This is a genomic window from Solibacillus isronensis (genome assembly GCF_900168685.1).
In the GTDB taxonomy this organism is placed as follows: Bacteria; Bacillota; Bacilli; order Bacillales_A; family Planococcaceae; genus Solibacillus; species Solibacillus isronensis_A.
Genome location: NZ_FVZN01000011.1, coordinates 134,451 through 152,276 on the forward strand (window position 1 = coordinate 134,451; position 17,826 = coordinate 152,276).

General features: G+C 38.9%; 16 protein-coding genes and 2 riboswitches. Of the genes, 3 read left to right on the forward strand and 13 right to left on the reverse strand.

Annotated elements, in window-relative coordinates:
* Positions 1–36 precede the first annotated feature (36 nt).
* From B5473_RS04650 to B5473_RS04690, 9 genes are all read right to left on the reverse strand, one after another.
* Positions 37–789: a prepilin peptidase gene (locus B5473_RS04650; protein ID WP_079523899.1), complete on the reverse strand. Its 753-nt coding sequence runs from the start codon at positions 787–789 to the stop codon at positions 37–39.
* A gap of 293 nt (positions 790–1,082) precedes the next feature.
* Positions 1,083–1,790, reverse strand: coding sequence for a potassium transporter (locus tag B5473_RS04655; RefSeq protein ID WP_079523900.1), 708 nt, complete (start codon positions 1,788–1,790; stop codon positions 1,083–1,085).
* Complete coding sequence (locus tag B5473_RS04660; protein ID WP_079523901.1) at positions 1,790–2,380, reverse strand: PilN domain-containing protein; 591 nt, start codon at positions 2,378–2,380, stop codon at positions 1,790–1,792. Before B5473_RS04660 ends, B5473_RS04655 begins: the two co-directional genes overlap by 1 nt.
* A complete protein-coding gene (gene pilM / locus B5473_RS04665; protein ID WP_079523902.1) occupies positions 2,377–3,354 on the reverse strand; it encodes a type IV pilus biogenesis protein PilM in 978 nt (325 codons plus the stop codon). Before pilM ends, B5473_RS04660 begins: the two co-directional genes overlap by 4 nt.
* Positions 3,355–3,499: 145 nt before the next feature.
* On the reverse strand, positions 3,500–3,949 hold the full coding sequence (locus B5473_RS04670) for a prepilin-type N-terminal cleavage/methylation domain-containing protein (protein ID WP_079523903.1): 450 nt from the start codon (positions 3,947–3,949) through the stop codon (positions 3,500–3,502).
* A gap of 98 nt (positions 3,950–4,047) precedes the next feature.
* Positions 4,048–5,256 carry a type II secretion system F family protein gene (locus B5473_RS04675; protein WP_176142015.1) on the reverse strand — a complete coding sequence of 403 codons (1,209 nt, stop codon included), beginning with the start codon at positions 5,254–5,256 and terminating at the stop codon, positions 4,048–4,050.
* A complete protein-coding gene (locus B5473_RS04680; protein WP_079523904.1) occupies positions 5,253–6,296 on the reverse strand; it encodes a type IV pilus twitching motility protein PilT in 1,044 nt (347 codons plus the stop codon). The genes B5473_RS04675 and B5473_RS04680 overlap by 4 nt, the downstream gene beginning before the upstream one ends.
* A gap of 11 nt (positions 6,297–6,307) precedes the next feature.
* Positions 6,308–7,972, reverse strand: coding sequence for a GspE/PulE family protein (locus B5473_RS04685; RefSeq protein WP_079523905.1), 1,665 nt, complete (start codon positions 7,970–7,972; stop codon positions 6,308–6,310).
* A 14-nt stretch (positions 7,973–7,986) separates the two neighbouring features.
* Positions 7,987–9,378, reverse strand: coding sequence for a VanW family protein (locus tag B5473_RS04690; protein ID WP_079523906.1), 1,392 nt, complete (start codon positions 9,376–9,378; stop codon positions 7,987–7,989).
* Positions 9,379–9,786: 408 nt separating this feature from the next.
* Here B5473_RS04690 and B5473_RS04695 point away from each other — a divergent pair, with 408 nt between their 5' ends.
* From B5473_RS04695 to B5473_RS04705, 3 genes are read left to right on the forward strand one after another with little or no spacing between them, the layout of a single operon-like run.
* Positions 9,787–10,275 (forward strand): type IV pilus modification PilV family protein, encoded by a 489-nt coding sequence (locus B5473_RS04695; RefSeq protein WP_079523907.1) that lies wholly within the window; start codon positions 9,787–9,789, stop codon positions 10,273–10,275.
* A 3-nt stretch (positions 10,276–10,278) separates the two neighbouring features.
* Entirely contained in the window at positions 10,279–10,737 is a 459-nt protein-coding gene (locus B5473_RS04700) for a prepilin-type N-terminal cleavage/methylation domain-containing protein (protein WP_079523908.1), read from the forward strand.
* Position 10,738: 1 nt separating this feature from the next.
* Positions 10,739–12,121, forward strand: coding sequence for a hypothetical protein (locus B5473_RS04705; protein ID WP_079523909.1), 1,383 nt, complete (start codon positions 10,739–10,741; stop codon positions 12,119–12,121).
* A gap of 505 nt (positions 12,122–12,626) precedes the next feature.
* Here B5473_RS04705 and B5473_RS04710 read toward each other — a convergent pair.
* The 4 genes from B5473_RS04710 to B5473_RS04725 form a co-directional block, all read right to left on the reverse strand.
* The gene (locus B5473_RS04710; RefSeq protein ID WP_079523910.1) at positions 12,627–13,922 is read right to left on the reverse strand and encodes a nucleobase:cation symporter-2 family protein; all 1,296 of its coding nucleotides are present in this window, start codon (positions 13,920–13,922) and stop codon (positions 12,627–12,629) included.
* 89 nt (positions 13,923–14,011) lie between these two features.
* On the reverse strand, positions 14,012–14,584 hold the full coding sequence (locus B5473_RS04715) for a xanthine phosphoribosyltransferase (protein ID WP_079523911.1): 573 nt from the start codon (positions 14,582–14,584) through the stop codon (positions 14,012–14,014).
* A 142-nt stretch (positions 14,585–14,726) separates the two neighbouring features.
* A riboswitch (purine riboswitch) is annotated at positions 14,727–14,828 on the reverse strand.
* 125 nt (positions 14,829–14,953) lie between these two features.
* Positions 14,954–15,649, reverse strand: a complete 696-nt coding sequence (locus B5473_RS04720; RefSeq protein WP_079523912.1) for an RNA 2'-phosphotransferase — start codon at positions 15,647–15,649, stop codon at positions 14,954–14,956.
* Positions 15,650–15,878: 229 nt separating this feature from the next.
* On the reverse strand, positions 15,879–17,336 hold the full coding sequence (locus B5473_RS04725) for an amino acid permease (RefSeq protein ID WP_079523913.1): 1,458 nt from the start codon (positions 17,334–17,336) through the stop codon (positions 15,879–15,881).
* Between the two features lie 235 nt (positions 17,337–17,571).
* Positions 17,572–17,752: riboswitch (Lysine riboswitch) on the reverse strand.
* Positions 17,753–17,826 lie beyond the last annotated feature (74 nt).

Here is a 17,826-nt window from a genome sequence, read left to right on the forward strand (position 1 = left end):
GATGCCCCGAAAATAGTTTCAGGACACCCCTTTTTATTATAATAAATTTAAATACATATCAATGAGCTGGTCACCGTAAAAATAAACAATGATTGCGGCAATAGCAATTGATGGTCCGAACGGTACAGGGGTTTTGCGCCCTTTCCCACGGATTTTCAAAATGACGATTCCGACAATCATCCCGATCACTGAAGCTAAAAATAAGGTTAATAACGTATTGAATGTTCCTAATACCAAACCGATCAGTAAAAACAGCTTAATATCTCCGCCGCCCATTCCACCTTTAGAAATGATTGCGATTAATAGTAGAATTGAAAATCCGATTGCTGCGCCAGCAATACTATCCCACCATGGGTCAAGCGGCGAAAGAATTCTTCCAATAATTAGCAACGGCAGGAAAAACAATAATATTTTATCCGGAATAAGCATGTACGCAATATCCGAAACATTGATAATGACCAATAGCGAAATAAACAATAAAGCTACTGCCAATTCCCATGTGATGCCGAGCTGCCATGTAGCAAATGCAAACAGCAGTCCTGTTACAAGCTCGGTAAAAGCGTAAATCGGCGATACTTTCACACCGCATGTTCGGCATTTTCCTCGTAAAAATATGTACGAAAAAACAGGTACGAGTTCAAAAGCGCTTAAACGTCGATTGCAATGGACACAGTGAGATGGCGGTGTCACAATCGACTCTTTTTTCGGTACCCGTAATCCGACTACATTGTAAAACGAGCCGAATACCAAACCAAATATTCCCGCAAATATTGTATACATAATCTCCATTTTAGATGCTCCTTACTTGTACCTGCTATATATCAAGTGGTTGATTTCCATTTTGGGTCGGACGCTTTCTAGTGTCAACTCAGCTCCCCATGAGAAACTTAATCCTCAGTTTGGGGCAGATTATCCTCACTTGATACAGATTAATCCTCAATAACGGTATCTTAATCCTCAATCGTGAGTCTATAATCCTCAAATGCATTTTAATCCTCACTTTCAAAGGGGACACTATGCAACAACTTAGAACAGAGGCAGTGACTTTTAATTTTTACACAATTATATATTCGAATAAATGCCTACTCGTAGTAGAAAGTAGTAACTTGAATATCGGCTGTTACGATTTCTGATGCTTCTTCTGTAAATTTGTCTTCTTCACCCGGAAGCGCGAAATTAATAATGTCAATCCGCATGACGCGTTCTTTGTTTTCAATTTCTTCAATGAACTGCAGCAAGTTTACATCATTTGGCGCAGCAACATTGATGTTAAATGTAACGAACTTCAGTGAAGGCGGCAATGTTTCTACAGCGATTGTGGAAACGGGCAATTCCTCTGAAACTTCCGCGTCCTCCGTTTGGTCAGCACTCTCTGTTGATTCAGTTGCTGTCCCTTCTTCCGTTTCCGGTACAGAAAGCGGATCTTGAAGCCCTGAACTGGATACGAGAGCATTATAGTTGTTGAACTCGATGCTTTGAATACGCGAATCTGTTATATATTGTATTTCTTCAATGGATAAAATCAGTTCGTCAATTTCCCGGTTATCCGGTACTTTTTTACGTAAAGCAAATTCGTTTGCATTCGTCTCGGACTGCTGTGACTGGTCTGTTGCTATTGTTTCCTCCAGAACCGCAATTTCGTTATGAAGGCTGTTGATCTCAGAACGAATCATCTGTTCTTCATCCTGCTTTGGTTTGACGATATAGTAATACATTGCAAACAGCAAAGCCATCGCCAATGCAATTACAATGAGGAGTGTCCCGTTTTTACTACTTGAGATGGAATTCATTACTCTTCACCTCCAGCAGCTACGTGCAATTGATCAATTACAAGGAAAATTTCCACGCTATATCGCGGTACTTCCGTGAATTGCTGTGTATCATTAATCTCTTCATCAGTAGGGTTAAGTTCAAAGTTTTGAATTGTCCCCACTTGAACATCACTAAAATACGGGCTTTTTTCCAGCTGGCTTACATAGGTTGAGATAGCATTCAATGTCTCGAAATCAACCGCTACTTGTACGCCTGTCTCAGAAAATCCATAAGAACGTAAATATGTATCTGTCGGTAATAAATTTCGCGTCTCGATGATAATCGGCGAGACGCGATATGAAACACGCTCCACAAAAGCAACCGATTCTTCCAATGAACCTTTACTCCCTGTTTGCGATGAAGCTACTTCGGCATTTAATGTGTCTCTTGTCACCAATAACGAATCACGTTCCGGTACGGCACTTGCAATTTCGCTTTTCGCACTGAAATAAGTGATTGCCAGCAAGCCTATTGTTAATATCGATAAAATCCCAACTAAAATAAAGGCTAACTTTAAACTCGTCGCACCTTTTTCGATTTTAGGCAGAAGGTTAATATCCGGAATCATTCGTTAACCTCCTTTAAAGCAAGTCCGAGCAAAGTCGCATGCTTTGCTTTGCAGTTCGGAAAATGCTCGTTGATTACTTTATCATTGACAATGCTTACCGGTGTCGGCAGATTTTCATTCAACAGTGCCTCAATTGACTGCAGTAACGGATGATCTCCCATAACGACGATTTCATCAACTTCTCTTTCACCTTTATGGAGAGAGAATTTAAAGAAGTTCATCATACGGTCGATTTCCAATACCTGATCTGTAGTGGCTGTACGGAAATCATCCAAATTAGCTGTATAGTTAAATTCAACCTCGCCATTTTCAACAACATGTTGCTGCCAGTTGTCCGGATTCGTATCAATCGTCTGGAATCGCAGAAACTCTACTTCCCCGTTAGAATAAATGCAAATCGACAATTCATTGATTAACCAGTCCGTCACCAAATATGTACGGTTCGTATCGATGAACTGGATATGTTCAAGCAACCTTAAATTACATAGCGCCCGAATATCAGCCACTTGCGGATGCAAATGGTTGTCCAATAGGAGGCCGATCATCTTCCCGACCTCATCAGGCGGTGCGGCAAATAAAACAGCCTTCCCATCCCCTTCAATCGAGTCATGTATATCAATAAGGGGCTCCTGAAACGGCAGATGAATCGACTGACCCACTTCCATCTGCACATATTCCTTCAGGTTTTTACCGCTGATATCAGCAGGATGTTCGAATGTTTTTAATAAAATCGATGTATCCGGCACAAGGAAGCGCACATTTTGCTTTCTTCCGCCCCAGTTTTGCACATTTGCTTTAATCAGTTCATACATCGCCATTTCATCGAGAATAACCCCTTCTTGAACCGCAGTTTTCGGTAAGGGCGTTTCATAAATAACGGGCTGATCCACTGTTGCGCCTTTTAAAACGAGTGCACGCATTACATAATCACTAATGACAATGGATACATGCGATTTTCTTTTCATATTGAACATAGAGGGACCCTCCCCTTTAACCTTTAATGTAATGCCTTTTTTGAGAAGCGCCTGTTTAGATGGCGCAATCATCACTCAATGGAACACCCAAGCGCTGTTGGGTTGGGTGTTCTTTGGGGGATGATTATTTAAGATCGTCAATAGGTTATTTTTTGTTCTCAATTTTCCATTTTCCCTCTACAGCAGTCACATTACTATCATCTATTTTAAGTTCCTCTAAAGTAGTTGTTCCAGAAATAGTCAACGTTTTACCACTTTTAGTTATTACTCCCGCTGTCATCTTACCCGTAGAATCAACTGCTACCGGAGTAGTAACACTAGCGCTCCCTAGGTTTACATATTTGTCTCCAACTCCATTAGACCCATTCACAACAAATCCAGTTGTTGTTCCAGTATCTGCATAGTAAATCTGAGCAGCACTAACAATATTTGCTACATCTGCTTTTATTCCCTTTATACGAGAATTATCTATTATATTCCCAATAGCTGGAATTGCAATTGCCGCTACAATCGCTAAGATAACAATTACTGCTAAAAGCTCAACTAAAGATAAACCTTTTTCATTTTTAATACGTTTTTTTAATGTAATAAACATATTACTTCCTCCTTTATATTTTGTTTCGATTTTATTTTTGCACTGACGCTTTGTATTGCTTCGATGCCTCCTTGCAAAACGCCGTTTAATTTTTCCGTTTACATTTGTTCATAAAGACTGAACATCGGTAAGAAAATTGCCGCTACGATAAGACCAACTGCACCTGCTAATATCACAATCATTAATGGTTCAATTAGAGATTTTAAAGTATCGACATTTCTGTCTACTTCCTCTTCATAAAAATCTGCAATCTTCTCCAGCATATAATCAAGAGACCCTGTAGACTCACCAATTCTCGTCATACTCGTTACCATCGGCGGGAAAATCCAGCTCTTTTCAAGCGGCTCCGTTAACGTACTCCCTTTTTCTAGGCTTGTCCGTGCATCGAGTACCACTTTTCCTACAACGGGATTTCCGGACACTTTCTGTGAAATTGTCAATGCCTGCAAAATTGGTACCGCACTGCTAAATAGTGATGATAAATTGCGCGTCAATCTTGCAATCGCGGTTTTCTGCAAAAGCGGACCAAATATCGGCATCTTCAGCATCATATAATGGACGTTGTAATGAAACTGTTTATTATTCCGGTACAAGTACTGGAATAGAAACCCGCCAATTGCTGTGGCACCAATCGGCAGCCACCAATATTGTCTCAGCCACTCCCCTAACGCTACTGTCCATACCGTTAAAGTCGGAAGTTCGGCATCCATCGATTCAAAAGACTCAACAAACGTCGGGACAATAAAGATCAGCATAAAAAATACAACAACTACGATCATGACTAAAAGCATCGCAGGGTATGTCAACGTCGATTGCACTTTTTTGATTAAGCGGAAGGACTTTTCGTACGAGTTCGCCAGGCGCTCCAGCGTATCGTCGATATTCCCTGTCGCTTCACCTGACCGCATCATATTGACGAACAGCTCGGGAAAAGCTTTCGGATGCTTCCTTACCGCATCCGAAAATGGAATACCTGAACGAATATCCTCTTCCACCGCTTCAAGTGCCCTTCTCAGCGGCTTGCTCGTTGCCTGCTTAGCTAAAATATCGGTCGCTTCAACAAGTGATACACCCGCGCGGATCAGTGTCGCAAACTGACGGCAGTAAATAACAAAATCCTGTGTTTTTACTTTTTTGCTGCCTAGGCTGACTTCCATATGTAATAGACTTTTCGATTCTTCTATTTCACGAGGGTTTATGCCCTTTTCACGAAGCTTTAAAATGGCGGCTGCTTTATTCGCTGCATCAACCGTCCCTTTTTGCGTCGCTCCCATTTTTGTTCGTCCTACATATTTAAATACGGTCAACTGTAATCACCCACATTCAAATAGGGCCGTACTTCCTCCAACGAAACTTTTCCCGAAGAAACAAGCGCCTGTATGGATGTCTCTAATGTATGCATCCCTAATGCTCGGTTTGTCTGCATCACACTTGGGATTTGATGAATTTTTTCATTTCGTATCAAATTTGTGACAGCTGGAATACTTACCAGAATTTCTGTTGCGGCAACCCGACCCGCTTTATCTTTTCGAATGAATAATCGCTGTGAAATAATTCCTTGCAATACATTTGCCAATTGTATTCGAATCTGCCCTTGCTGATGCGGCGGAAACACATCGATAATCCGGTCAATTGTCGTCGGTGCACTTGATGTATGGAGTGTAGCAAATACTAAGTGACCTGTTTCCGCTGCTGTAATCGCTGTAGAAATAGTCTCTAAATCTCGCATTTCCCCAACTAGAATAATATCCGGATCTTGACGGAGTGATGCACGCAGGCCATTCGCAAATGAGCCGGTATCAATTCCGACTTCCCGCTGATTCACTACCGATTTTTTATGTGAATGCAAATATTCAATCGGATCTTCCAGCGTAATGATATGCTTTGATTTTGTTTCATTAATATAGTCAATCATTGCTGCGAGCGTTGTTGATTTACCTGAACCTGTTGGACCCGTTACTAAAATGAGCCCTTGAGGTTTTTCAGCCAAATCGTACAGCACTTTTGGCATATTCAATGATTCAATTGACGGGATCTGACTCGGAATGAGACGAGCAGCGATTGCCCCGACATTTCGCTGATGGTACGCATTTACACGGAATCGGCAAAGATCTTCCAATGAATAATTGAAATCCGTTTCACCCTTTTCCTCGAATTCCCTTGCTTTGTAGGCAGGTATTAGGTCTATCACCATTTGCTCAATCATTTCTGCCGTTACAATTACATCGCCATACTGCTTTAATTGACCATTTACACGATAAACAGGAGGGATGCCGGTAGTGACATGTAAATCGGATGCTTTTTCATCATACGCACGCTGCAGTAATTCCTGTATAGTCAATGTCATGTCCATTCCCCCTAATCAATCGTGGCCACACGCAGCACTTCTTCTGTCGTCGTGACTCCGGCCAGCACTTTCATTAACCCGTCCTGCAGTAATGTGTTATGTCCGGCATTTTGCATATAATCGCCAATTTCATAGCTACTTGCACCGTTTAAAATGAGATCTTTTAATCCGCGGTCAACAGGCAGTAATTCGTGAATAGCAAGTCGCCCGCGATAGCCCGTGTTTCCGCAAGCTGCACACCCGCGGCCTTTTCGTATCTTATTAACTTCCAATCCGTTGTTCGCAAAAATTTGTCTTTCCCGGATTGTTGGCTCTATTTCTGTCGTACAGTCCCGACAAATTTGACGTACAAGTCGCTGCGCCATTATTCCAACTAGGGAAGAAGAAATGAGAAACGGTTCTATTCCCATATCCTGCAGTCTGGATACCGATTCAATCGCACTGTTTGTATGCAATGTACTTAATACAAGGTGCCCTGTTAACGATGCACGAATCGAGATTTGCGCGGTTTCTAGATCCCGGATTTCCCCGATCATGATAATGTCCGGATCCTGACGCAAAATCGAACGTAATCCCGCTGCGAACGTTAAACCGACTTCTTCTTTCACTTGAATCTGGTTGACACCGTTTAACTGGTATTCAACCGGATCCTCAACCGTAATAATATTGACGCCTTCATTATTTAAGTTCGACAGTGCTGCATATAACGTAGAAGATTTACCTGAACCTGTAGGGCCAGTAATTAGCACAATACCATTCGGTTTCCCAATCATCTTCCTGAAAATTGCTTCGTTATTTTTCGTAAACCCAAGATGTGCTATGTCAGTTGCGGCATTGCTTATATCCAAAATACGCATAACGATTTTCTCACCATATACAGTCGGTAATGTAGAAAGGCGAATATCAACATTTTTAAATTCAATATTAACTTTAAACCGCCCATCCTGCGGAATCCGGTTTTCCGTAATATTCAGTCCGCCCATAATTTTTACACGGGCAGTCATCATATTCTGCATATACTTTGGAAGAGAACGCTCTGTTCGAAGCACTCCGTCGACACGATACCGTATTCTGTATTCGGTCTCATGAGGGTCAAAATGAATATCGGATGCACGCTGCGCAACTCCGTTATTAATGATCTGGTTTACAAGCCGTACGATAGCCGAATCTTCATCGGTAATTTCCTGCTGTACTTCCGGTGTGTTCACTTCTATTTCAGTTAACGCTGCATCCATCGAAGCCTGCAGATCATAGTATTTTGTAATGGTCCGGTACAGATCATCCTTCGCTGCAATACTTGTTTCAATTTGACAACCCGTTGCCATCCGTACTTCTTCTATAGCAAAATAATCCATCGGGTCTGCCATTGCTATGAGCAGCTTATTTTTATCCCGACGCACCGGCATAATATTCGTACGCTTCGCCAGTTCCCTCGGTACAAGCTGCAGCAGTTCCGGCGCGATAACATGGTTACTTAAAGTGATATGCGGAATACCTAGCTGAAACTCCAGTACTTCAATGAGCTGCTGTTCCGTCAGGATGTTCTCTTTAATGAAGAAGTCCCCGAGCTTTTCGTCCCGGCTTTTATTTTCAAGTGCATAAGTTAGCTGTGATTCGGTTATAACGCGCGACTCTAAAAGCAAGTCTCCTAAACGTTTTCTCGATTTCGCCTTCATATCTACGTCCCCCCTTATTTTGGAGTGATTAAATTTCCGCCTTTATCGTAATAGCTTCCAGGTGGAAGGTCTTCTTCTGCATCGCCTTCCGCGGAATTATTTGATGCGTCCGAATTCTTATTTTGAGTCCCGCTACTTGATGTGGTTGATCCAGTGTTTTGTGAATCGTTCGTTTCTCCATTTCCGTTTGTCGTGTCAGCATTCGGGAAACCGTCCCCATCTAAATCTACCTGATAGGCTGGGTCGTTGTTTAAGCTCTCTGATGATGGCTGCACTACCGGCTTTCTGGAAGATTTCACGATAATCCGGTCAACAGGCGGGTAATAGTCTCGGCTTACGAGCTTCTGCTCATCAAATGCCGTACGATATACCGAGACGCGTAAACCTTTTGCACCTTCCTGTATTTGTTCATTCTGTCCAATTGCCAAATCTGCTGAGTAACGTGTAATTGTGCGGGGCTGAATCTCTTCATCCCTTGATACCGTGATATCTACTTCCGTTTCCTTTGCCGGTGTATATACTTCAGTCTTTAGATTCCCTTCCTCCATTGTCAATTTCAGAACGATGGGATGGGATGAAGCATTTACGAATTTCAGATCCTCATTTGCAAGTAGGTCCACTTTCGCTTCCAAGCCAGGCTTTAAATAGGAAGGGATTGTATTTTGCGAATGACGCTCTACAATTTCCGCATTGCTATTCAGTGCGGCATTATATAAACTCGAGGCGACAAAATTAATGGCTTCGCGGTTTGCCAAGTTAATCGTATCTCCAAGCTTTTCAATCATCGAAAATACCATTTGCGGCTCTATTACCGTTTCATGCAAAGCAATAACGAGCTCATTAATCCCCATAGCCCCTTCCGGCATTGGTTCAATCGACAGCGAAATCCTGTCTGTTTCGAGAACCGTTAAATCAGTGACTACCGCTTCAACAGGAGCTGTTTTTAAATACGCAGCATTCAATTCGACACTGCTATACGTCGCCTCCGTATCCCAAGATGAAACATTACTAATCTCGTTTTTCACCGTCTCACTAGGGAAAACAGTTAAAGGAAGATGTACAGTCGGTGTCTCTTCCCAGAAGGCAAACCAGGACTTATGAACTTGATTCTCATAATTCGCGACTGTACTTTCGATATCGAACTGGAATGTGGAAGAGCTCACTTCGATGGAAGTCCCCCCACCAGTAACAGTCAGGTTTTGGGCATACCAGTCATTGACAGCCTCTGTCAGTATGGCTTTTAATTCCTCACCCTTCAAATCACCTGTTTCTATACCACCAATAGTTGAACCAACCGCATTATTATCGGCCGATGCAATGGAACTTGCTATAAAGTTTGGAATCCAAATTGATAATAGAACTGCCGCTAAAGTTGATGGGATTATTGACCTAAAGATAATTTTCATTTGCTCACTCCGTATAATCGCTCTAATTTAACCAGTATAATGAATAAGGTCTATGTAACTACTAAAATATATTGATATGATATATGAAGAATAAACAAAATTTATATACTTATTTTATACAAAAAGGTTATGGAAGATATTATAACTAATTCAATATATTATCTTGTATACCTTGTTTTATGTACTAATTTTTATCACTTTTACCAAATCTCTATTTATGATACTATTATAATACACGACAGATTACTTTATGACTATGAATTTTTTGTTAAATTATTAATTTTATTTTTAAATATTTCTATTTACCTATATTGTTTCATTTATTCATATTTACATATATAATTCGAATAGCATATTTACCGTTATTTATTCATTAATTTAAATCTATGAGAAAAGAGGAGGGATACGGTGAGATTCTTGAAGGAAGAACGTGGTGTTTCGTTAGTGGAAGTAGTGGCTTCCATTGTTTTGATTACGATTATTTTATTATCTTTTTTTAGTTTTTTTATACAGTCTAAAAAAACACATGTTGCTTCTGAATCCATTGTAGATGCTACATATATTGCCCAGCAGGAAATGGAAGAGCTTTACGGGTTTATTTCAAATCGAAATGCTTTCTGGCTCAACAACCCTGCAAACAAAGTTATTGAGTTAAGTAATGTAAATAAAAATTTTACCTATAAAGATGATATCGACTGTGGAATAGATTGTAAAAGATTTGTATTAACCAATGAAAATGATAACGGGATTCTTATATATGATGAAAGTGATTGGATTGAATTAGCTGCAAATACCCAATATCCTAATAATAATTTAGTTAATGTTATTGTAAGTGTACCGAAAGATAATAGTACCACTTCAGTAGTAATGGAAACTATTTTCCGTTGGGGGAATTAATTGATGAAATATTTAATAAAAAGGAATCGGGGCATGACTTTAGTTGAAGTTCTTGCCGCTTTAGTAATCACCTCTATTATCGCTATCTTTATTTTCAGTATTATTAATTCTAGTGCAAATCAAAATAAACAACAAACAGAAGAAACAGGAGATTTATTTAATATTTCATATGCTCTAAAAGTTATTACAAAGGACATTCGACGCTCAAAAGATGTAGAAATTGGTAGATATCAACTTAAATTAACATTCCCCGATAATAGAAATGTTAAATATGTTTTAGAAGGTAATCAGCAAAAAAAGGAATTAATTAAATATACTAACGATGTAAAAACAGAAACCCTTTCCGGCATAGGCTGTTTTAACGTTAGCATTACAGAAAACGTCATTTCTTTAGAGTTAGATAACAAAATTGATTGCTCCTCAAGTAAAAATACCGAAATTCATTTGAGACAGGAGTTATAATATGAAAAATATTCGTCAAGAACATGGGTATACAATGATAATTGTTGTATTTGCAATAGTTCTAATTTCAGTTATTGGACTGGGCTTGCTTACAATAAACGCTAATTCTTTACTAACTTCAAAAAATGAAAAAGTTGATCAGTCAGTATACTATATTGCAGAAGGTGGATTAAACGTTCAAACAGTAAAAATTATGGAGTTTGTTGATTTTGCCGAACAATTTACAATTCCAGCAGTAGCCCGATGCATTACAGATTCAAATGATGCTAATTGTTTCAATCCCAGTTATTTTAACGGATTATTTTTAAATTCTTTTGTCAGCAAATTGAAAAATCATATTACGACTGAATCTGAATTAACTTACGATAGTTTTAAAACACCGAATAGTGAAGCAAACTTCGTATTCACTTGTAAACAAGGTTCCACTTCTGAAATACCTTGTAAAGACTTTTCCCCCGATCCCGGGCAAAAACTTAGTGTGATTATCAAATCTACTGGGAATATTAGCGGAAAAACTCGTACAATTAAACAAGAGATTGAATTAGAATATATGCCTCAAATTAAATCAGGTGTATTAGATGAATCGGGGGAGATTACCGATAATTCTAGTAAATCTATTCCCATTAATGACTCACCAGAAAATTGGTGGGTATTACCTATTTATCAATTTGATTCTGAAGCTTCTATTCCTGATCTTAAAAATAATAATTGGACTATTAATGGCTTTGATCTTAGTGAAAATTGTAAAGGTAATACTAAAAACAAACCCGAATGCCAACGTGATTTAAAATTAGCAGCACATGATAAGAATAAATTAGAATTATTACAAAATAACTACGAAAATTATCGAAAAGGTTGTTCTAATCCAGAAATTAGTAAATCACATTTAAAGTTAGGCACTCACAAATTTGAGAATAATTCGGTATGGTATGTTAATGATATTCAAGAGAGCGGCAACAATAATAAAGATGATAAATATAATACAATTATAGATAACATAAATGATGCACAAGTAGATATTGTGATATGTGATACTAAGAAAGACAGTATATTTGATAAATTAGATTCTCTAAAAGCAACAAATACTGCTAAAATGAATATATATATCGTTTCAGATATTAAGAGAGAAACAAAAATCCAAAAATTAAAAATTCATAGCAATATTTTTTATGCTCCTAACTTTACATTTAATAAGCTAAATTCAAATAGTAATCATTTATGTACAAATTTCTTTGTAGATAAAATGGAGAAAATCAACGGGGCGGGAGTGACTCTAACCAATTCATGTTCTAAAGAAACCCCACCACCAATAAAAACTCCAGGTAGTTATAGTATTACTAAACCTATTAAATTTTATAAGATTATTCACACTGTAGAGATATAGTTATAATAAGAAGCTTTAAACAAGAGAAGACATGTTTAAGGCTTCTCTTAGAAGTACCCTTATCTCGCCATTATAGGTGTAGTTTTGTCCATTTAGTAATTTTTTTATCTCTTCGTCAGTTATCAATTCAGCTTTATAAGCATCTACAAAGAAATTTAATTCCTTCCATCACATTATTTTTAATAAGATTTTCATTTTCTAAAAACGAGTAGAAAGTCTTTAAAAACCGAATTCTTGCATTAAGATAACCATTTACAGAAAATCGATAGTGTTCTTCATAAGCTATCATTGTTGGCTTACGTACATTTAGAGCTTTTTTACCATTCAAAAAAACTGATACGAATGGTCATAAGTAAATTGTTGTACCTCTGCTTCCTCTTCAAAATCACGTTTATAAACTTTTCTACGCAAAAAAAATCACCCACCTCAACTAAATTAATAGTCAAAATAGGCGACAACGTTCTAATTCTAACGAGAATGTGGGGTAATCATTAGAACCATTTATTTAATTTATTTCCCCAACATGCATCGGATCAACACGCTTCGTCCCAATCATATTAAACAACACATTCAGGAAAATCGCCGTTACAGACCCAGCTACAATCCCATTCGAAGTCAAAATCGACATCCATGACGGAAGGTTTTCGAAAATGCCTGGTACTGTGGCAACGCCGATTCCTAGACCGACGCCTAGTGCTGCGACCATTGCGTTTTCCATTGATTTTGCGATTTCTGGTGCTAGCATTCTGACACCTTGTGTAATAACCATACCGAACATTGCAAGCATCGCTGCACCAAGTACTGGTGTTGGGATAATCGTAGTTAATGCTGCTAATTTTGGCAGGAATCCAAGTGCTACTAGCATACCGCCTGTAATGAAGATTACTTTGCGGTCGCGTACGCCTGACATTTGGATCAGTCCTACGTTTTGTGAGAATGTTGTGTAAGGGAAGGCGTTGAAAATACCACCGATAATCGATGCCAACCCTTCTGCACGGTACCCTTTAGATAAATCTTTTGAAGTTAAATCTTTTTTTGTAATATCACTTAATGCATAGTAAACACCTGTTGATTCAACTAGTGATACCATTGCCACCAATGTCATCGTTAAAATAGCAGAAGCATTGAATGTCGGTGTTGCTAAGTAGAATGGTTGCATAATGTGCAGCCAAGACGCTTCAACAACTGGGGCAAAATCCACTTTGCCCATGAATATACCGATTACTGTACCTGACACCATACCTAGTAAAATTGCAATCGCACGAACGAAGCCAACTGTGAAGCGATAAATTACTAAAATAACTAATAATGTAATAAACGCTAATGCCACATTTGAACCTGATGCAAAGTCTGCTGCCCCTTGTCCGCCAGCCATATTGTTAATAGCAACTGGAATTAAGCTGATCCCGATAATCGTTACAACCGAACCTGTTACAACAGGCGGGAAGAATTTAATTAATTTCCCGAAAAGACCACCGATTAACACGATGATAATACCCGATGCGATAATCGCGCCGTAAACATCACCTAAGCCGCCGCCAGAACCGATTGCGATAATCGGACTTACCGCTGTAAACGTACAGCCTAATACAACCGGTAAACCAATGCCGACTACTTTCCCTTTCCATACTTGGAACAGTGTTGCTACCCCACACATGAAAATGTCGATCGCTACTAAATACGTCATTTGTGCTGAACTGAATCCTAATGCCCCACCGATAATTAACGGTACTAAAATGGCTCCTGCATACATTGCCAACAAATGCTGAATCCCAAGCATTGTTGCTTTCGTGTTATTCATAAAAAGTTTTCCTCCAATATATGTGTACTCTTGCTGAGTCAATTTACATCGTCTAAACTTATTACCTTTTAAAAATGTGAGTTGCTAAATTAATCGTAAAATTCTACTTTGCCGTTTGCCAATGATTTAATATTTGCCAATGATTCGATGCGCATTCCTTGCTCGCGTAAAATTTTCCCGCCCTCTTGGAAGCCTTTTTCAATTACGATACCGGCACCGACAATTGTTGCACCGGCCTGGTTGGCAATGTCGATTAAGCCTTTTAATGCTTCGCCATTTGCTAAAAAGTCATCAATAATTACGACATTATCATCTGCCGTAATAAACTTATTTGATACCGAAATTTCGTTTGTCTCGTTTTTCGTGAATGAATGTACTTTTGATGTATACAGGTTGTCCGTTAATGTCAGTGATTTGCGTTTGCGTGCAAAGACAACAGGTGCACCTAGTGTTAATCCTAAAAATGTTGAAGGTGCAATACCGGATGATTCGATCGTCAATACTTTTGTAATGATTTGGTCCGAGTAACGTCTCGCAAATTCGTCGCCGATTTCTTTCATTAACAACGGGTCAATCTGATGATTTAAAAACGAATCTACCTTTAATACTGTATCTGAAAGCACTTGGCCCTCTTTTTCTATTTTTTCCTTTAAAAGCTTCATGATAAAAGCTCCTTCCCATTTGAATGTAAACAAAAAACTCGAAAGGCAAGCTCCCTACAATGAGTGGAGCAAGACTTCCGAGTAAGTTCAAAAGTAATAACAAATGTTTTGTGCAAATCTATAATAATTGGACAAATACATTCATTAAGCATGCTTCACTCATAGTCGGTTTATTTACGGTAAACCGGTAGAAACTTGCAAGCCTTATCCTTGCTATTATATGAGTGGCGAATATTTAATTTAACAATATGAATGTTCCAATTATAATCATGGAAATGATAGTTTGCAATAACATTTAAATAAAAAAATTATTCTTATTTTTCGGAAATTTGGTTAAAAAGTAAATTATATGTGGGATAATGTTCGGTTTTAGGCATTATTTTCTAATATTTTAGCTAAATTCTCTTTAAATTGTTCGAACTTCGAACCGTCCGCGCCAAAGTAGCTCATGCTGCGGGTAACGAAAATTGACACTTTTTTACCATCTTCATAAACCATCTCCGCGAATGGGCCGGTCTGTTCCAGTAATTGGACCTTTGTCACATCTTCATTAAAAATAGCTAACCGATCAGCATACCGCGCTTTAAATTGCTCATATGCGGCAGTCCCCTGCAAAATAATAATTTCCGGCTGAAACTCTTCTACCACTTCTTTAAAAATGAGATTTCCTCGCTCAAAATTAGCTGTATCCTCTTTTTTAGTTACTTTCGCTATATCCGTTGATTCCATCTGATACGTATTTAACGATGTATAAATGAGCTGTTCATGATGCTGGTTTTCCAGCCAGTTTTCAAACTGTAACGAGCCTTTAAATTCCCGAGGCGCCCCTTTAATTTCACTTAAGTAAAGGTCGTGGAAAAGCTCTCTGTTCACTAATGACTCCGCAAAAATCTGCTCGCTTCGGTCCTCCACTTTAAATAACGGCACCGCATGCGAACTTACTAGGAAAATACGAGATTTGTACGGGTTCCCCTTTGTAAGAAACGGTCGATACAACACATCTTCGCTATTTTCCGCTATTAACCACGGATATACTTTTTTATAGAAACCTTTTGAAATAGGCATGTTTTCACTTCCTTATTCTTCAGTGTTACTCAATTTTTGTTTCTTCTATAATACCACTCTTGCAGCCATCATACTCGAGGAAATTATTCCTCACTTTTGTACAAATTATCCTCAAACAGTCTAGCATAATCCTCAATCACTCTCACTTATTCCTCAATTCAGGACAAATAATCCTCATAAACAAAAAAACGCAATGTAAAGCCTCAAAGCTCACATTACGTTCCAGAAATTATTTATTCGATAAATCGCAGTCCTCTAAAGGAACGATTTTCGTTTTGTGTTTAAATTTATAGCCAAACCATAAAGCGGCAAACAGTGGTAAGCCTATATATGAAACGACAACACCGTACCAGTCAATTGTTCCGCCCATGAAAGCCATATAGTTTTGACCTAGCACGACAATCATACATAGGGCAAACGCAAATAGCGGACCGAATGGGAAGAATTTCGATACATATGGTAAATCACTCAATGAATGTCCTTGTGCAACATAGGCACGACGGAATCGGTAATGACTGATTGCAATCCCCAGCCAGGCTATGAAGCCGGACATACCGGAAGCATTTAATAACCAAATGTATACTACACCGTCACCGAAAAACGATGCCAGGAATGCTAATGAACCGACTGCTAATGTCGCTAACAGTGCATACATTGGAATACCGCGTGAAGTTACTTTCATGAATAGTTTCGGTGCTTTTCCTTCTACCGCTAACTGATAAAGCATACGGCTTGCTGCATATAACCCTGAGTTCCCTGCAGATAACATCGCCGTTAAAATGATCGCGTTCATAACAGAGGCCGCAAACGCCACACCTAAGTTTTCAAATACTAATGTAAATGGACTTGTCGCAATATCTTCTGATAAAAGACGTGAATCCGTATACGGGATAAGCAATCCAATTGCACCGATTGCGAAAATGTAGAACAGTAAAATACGCCAGAATACTGAACGTACAGCTTTTGGAATGTTTTTGCCCGGGTCATCTGTTTCTCCTGCCGTAACCCCAAGCATTTCCGTACCTTGGAATGAGAAACCGGCTGCAAGGAAAATACCGAATAATGCCAGGAAACCGCCATTAAATGGTGCGTCGTCTTTAACGAAGTTTGTGAAGCCGACCGGATCGTTCCCGCCTAAAATTCCGAAAATCATTAGGAAGCTCACAATGATGAAGACAATGACTGTCGCGACTTTAATCATCGCAAACCAGTATTCCGCTTCACCGAAAGCTTTTACAGAAGCTAAGTTAAATGATAAAACAACTACGATAAATAAAATTGTCCATAAAATTGAAGAACTTTCCGGGAACCAGTATTTCATAATTAACGAAACAGCCGCAATTTCTGCTGCAATTGTAATTGCCCAGTTGTACCAATAGTTCCAGCCAAGCGCAAAGCCTAATGCCGGATCCACAAATTTTGTTGCATACGTACTAAACGAACCAGAAGTTGGCATATAGGCAGCCATCTCCCCTAATGATGTCATTAAGAAATACACCATAACGCCGATCAGTGCATATGCGAGCAATGCCCCGCCAGGACCTGCCTGTGCAATCGCACCACCTGATGCTAAGAATAAACCTGTACCGATTGTTCCGCCAAGTGAAATCATCGTTACATGGCGACTTTTCAATCCTCTTTTCAGCTCGTTGTTGTTGCCGAGCTGATCTATTTTAATCTCACTCATGAATATAAAACTCCCTTGTTTTAGCCAATACTGTTGCAATAAGTGCGGCTTTTCATTAGCTGCTTTAAATTTTTAGCCAATTGAGGTGGTTTTTTAGCCAAATTTATATGTTTTTTAGCCAAATTCTTGTATTCTTTAGCCACTCCCCGCAACTTTTTAGCCACTCTCGCATAAATTCGTAAAAAGAAAAACCACCACAAGTTTTTGTGATGGTTATATTTACACCTCATCAAACTTGAAAGATAGCTCAACACATGCTCACACATGTGACAGTTCTGTTCCTTATCGAAAACAGCCCCAGCATTATTTTCAAGAAGAAAAATAACACTTCGGCAACCATTCCTTTCATAAAGCTTCACCGATTCTTCTTAATCTCAGCTATACTAGTCTTAATGATTGCGACCTCTACCTCATACATCTACATGAGGTAATGTTTTATTTAATTGATTAAAAGTCTAACATAACATTTTTTTGATAGCAATGGCTTCAC

Excerpts from the sequence above, each read along its gene's own strand:
- B5473_RS04650 (WP_079523899.1), bottom strand. The coding sequence starts at position 789 with ATGGAGATTATGTATACAATATTTGCGGGAATATTTGGTTTGGTATTC.
- B5473_RS04655 (WP_079523900.1), bottom strand. The coding sequence starts at position 1,790 with ATGAATTCCATCTCAAGTAGTAAAAACGGGACACTCCTCATTGTAATT.
- B5473_RS04660 (WP_079523901.1), bottom strand. The coding sequence starts at position 2,380 with ATGATTCCGGATATTAACCTTCTGCCTAAAATCGAAAAAGGTGCGACG.
- pilM (WP_079523902.1), bottom strand. The coding sequence starts at position 3,354 with ATGTTCAATATGAAAAGAAAATCGCATGTATCCATTGTCATTAGTGAT.
- B5473_RS04670 (WP_079523903.1), bottom strand. The coding sequence starts at position 3,949 with ATGTTTATTACATTAAAAAAACGTATTAAAAATGAAAAAGGTTTATCT.
- B5473_RS04680 (WP_079523904.1), bottom strand. The coding sequence starts at position 6,296 with ATGACATTGACTATACAGGAATTACTGCAGCGTGCGTATGATGAAAAA.
- B5473_RS04685 (WP_079523905.1), bottom strand. The coding sequence starts at position 7,972 with ATGAAGGCGAAATCGAGAAAACGTTTAGGAGACTTGCTTTTAGAGTCG.
- B5473_RS04690 (WP_079523906.1), bottom strand. The coding sequence starts at position 9,378 with ATGAAAATTATCTTTAGGTCAATAATCCCATCAACTTTAGCGGCAGTT.
- B5473_RS04700 (WP_079523908.1), top strand. The coding sequence starts at position 10,279 with ATGAAATATTTAATAAAAAGGAATCGGGGCATGACTTTAGTTGAAGTT.
- B5473_RS04705 (WP_079523909.1), top strand. The coding sequence starts at position 10,739 with ATGAAAAATATTCGTCAAGAACATGGGTATACAATGATAATTGTTGTA.
- B5473_RS04710 (WP_079523910.1), bottom strand. The coding sequence starts at position 13,922 with ATGAATAACACGAAAGCAACAATGCTTGGGATTCAGCATTTGTTGGCA.
- B5473_RS04715 (WP_079523911.1), bottom strand. The coding sequence starts at position 14,584 with ATGAAGCTTTTAAAGGAAAAAATAGAAAAAGAGGGCCAAGTGCTTTCA.
- B5473_RS04720 (WP_079523912.1), bottom strand. The coding sequence starts at position 15,649 with ATGCCTATTTCAAAAGGTTTCTATAAAAAAGTATATCCGTGGTTAATA.
- B5473_RS04725 (WP_079523913.1), bottom strand. The coding sequence starts at position 17,336 with ATGAGTGAGATTAAAATAGATCAGCTCGGCAACAACAACGAGCTGAAA.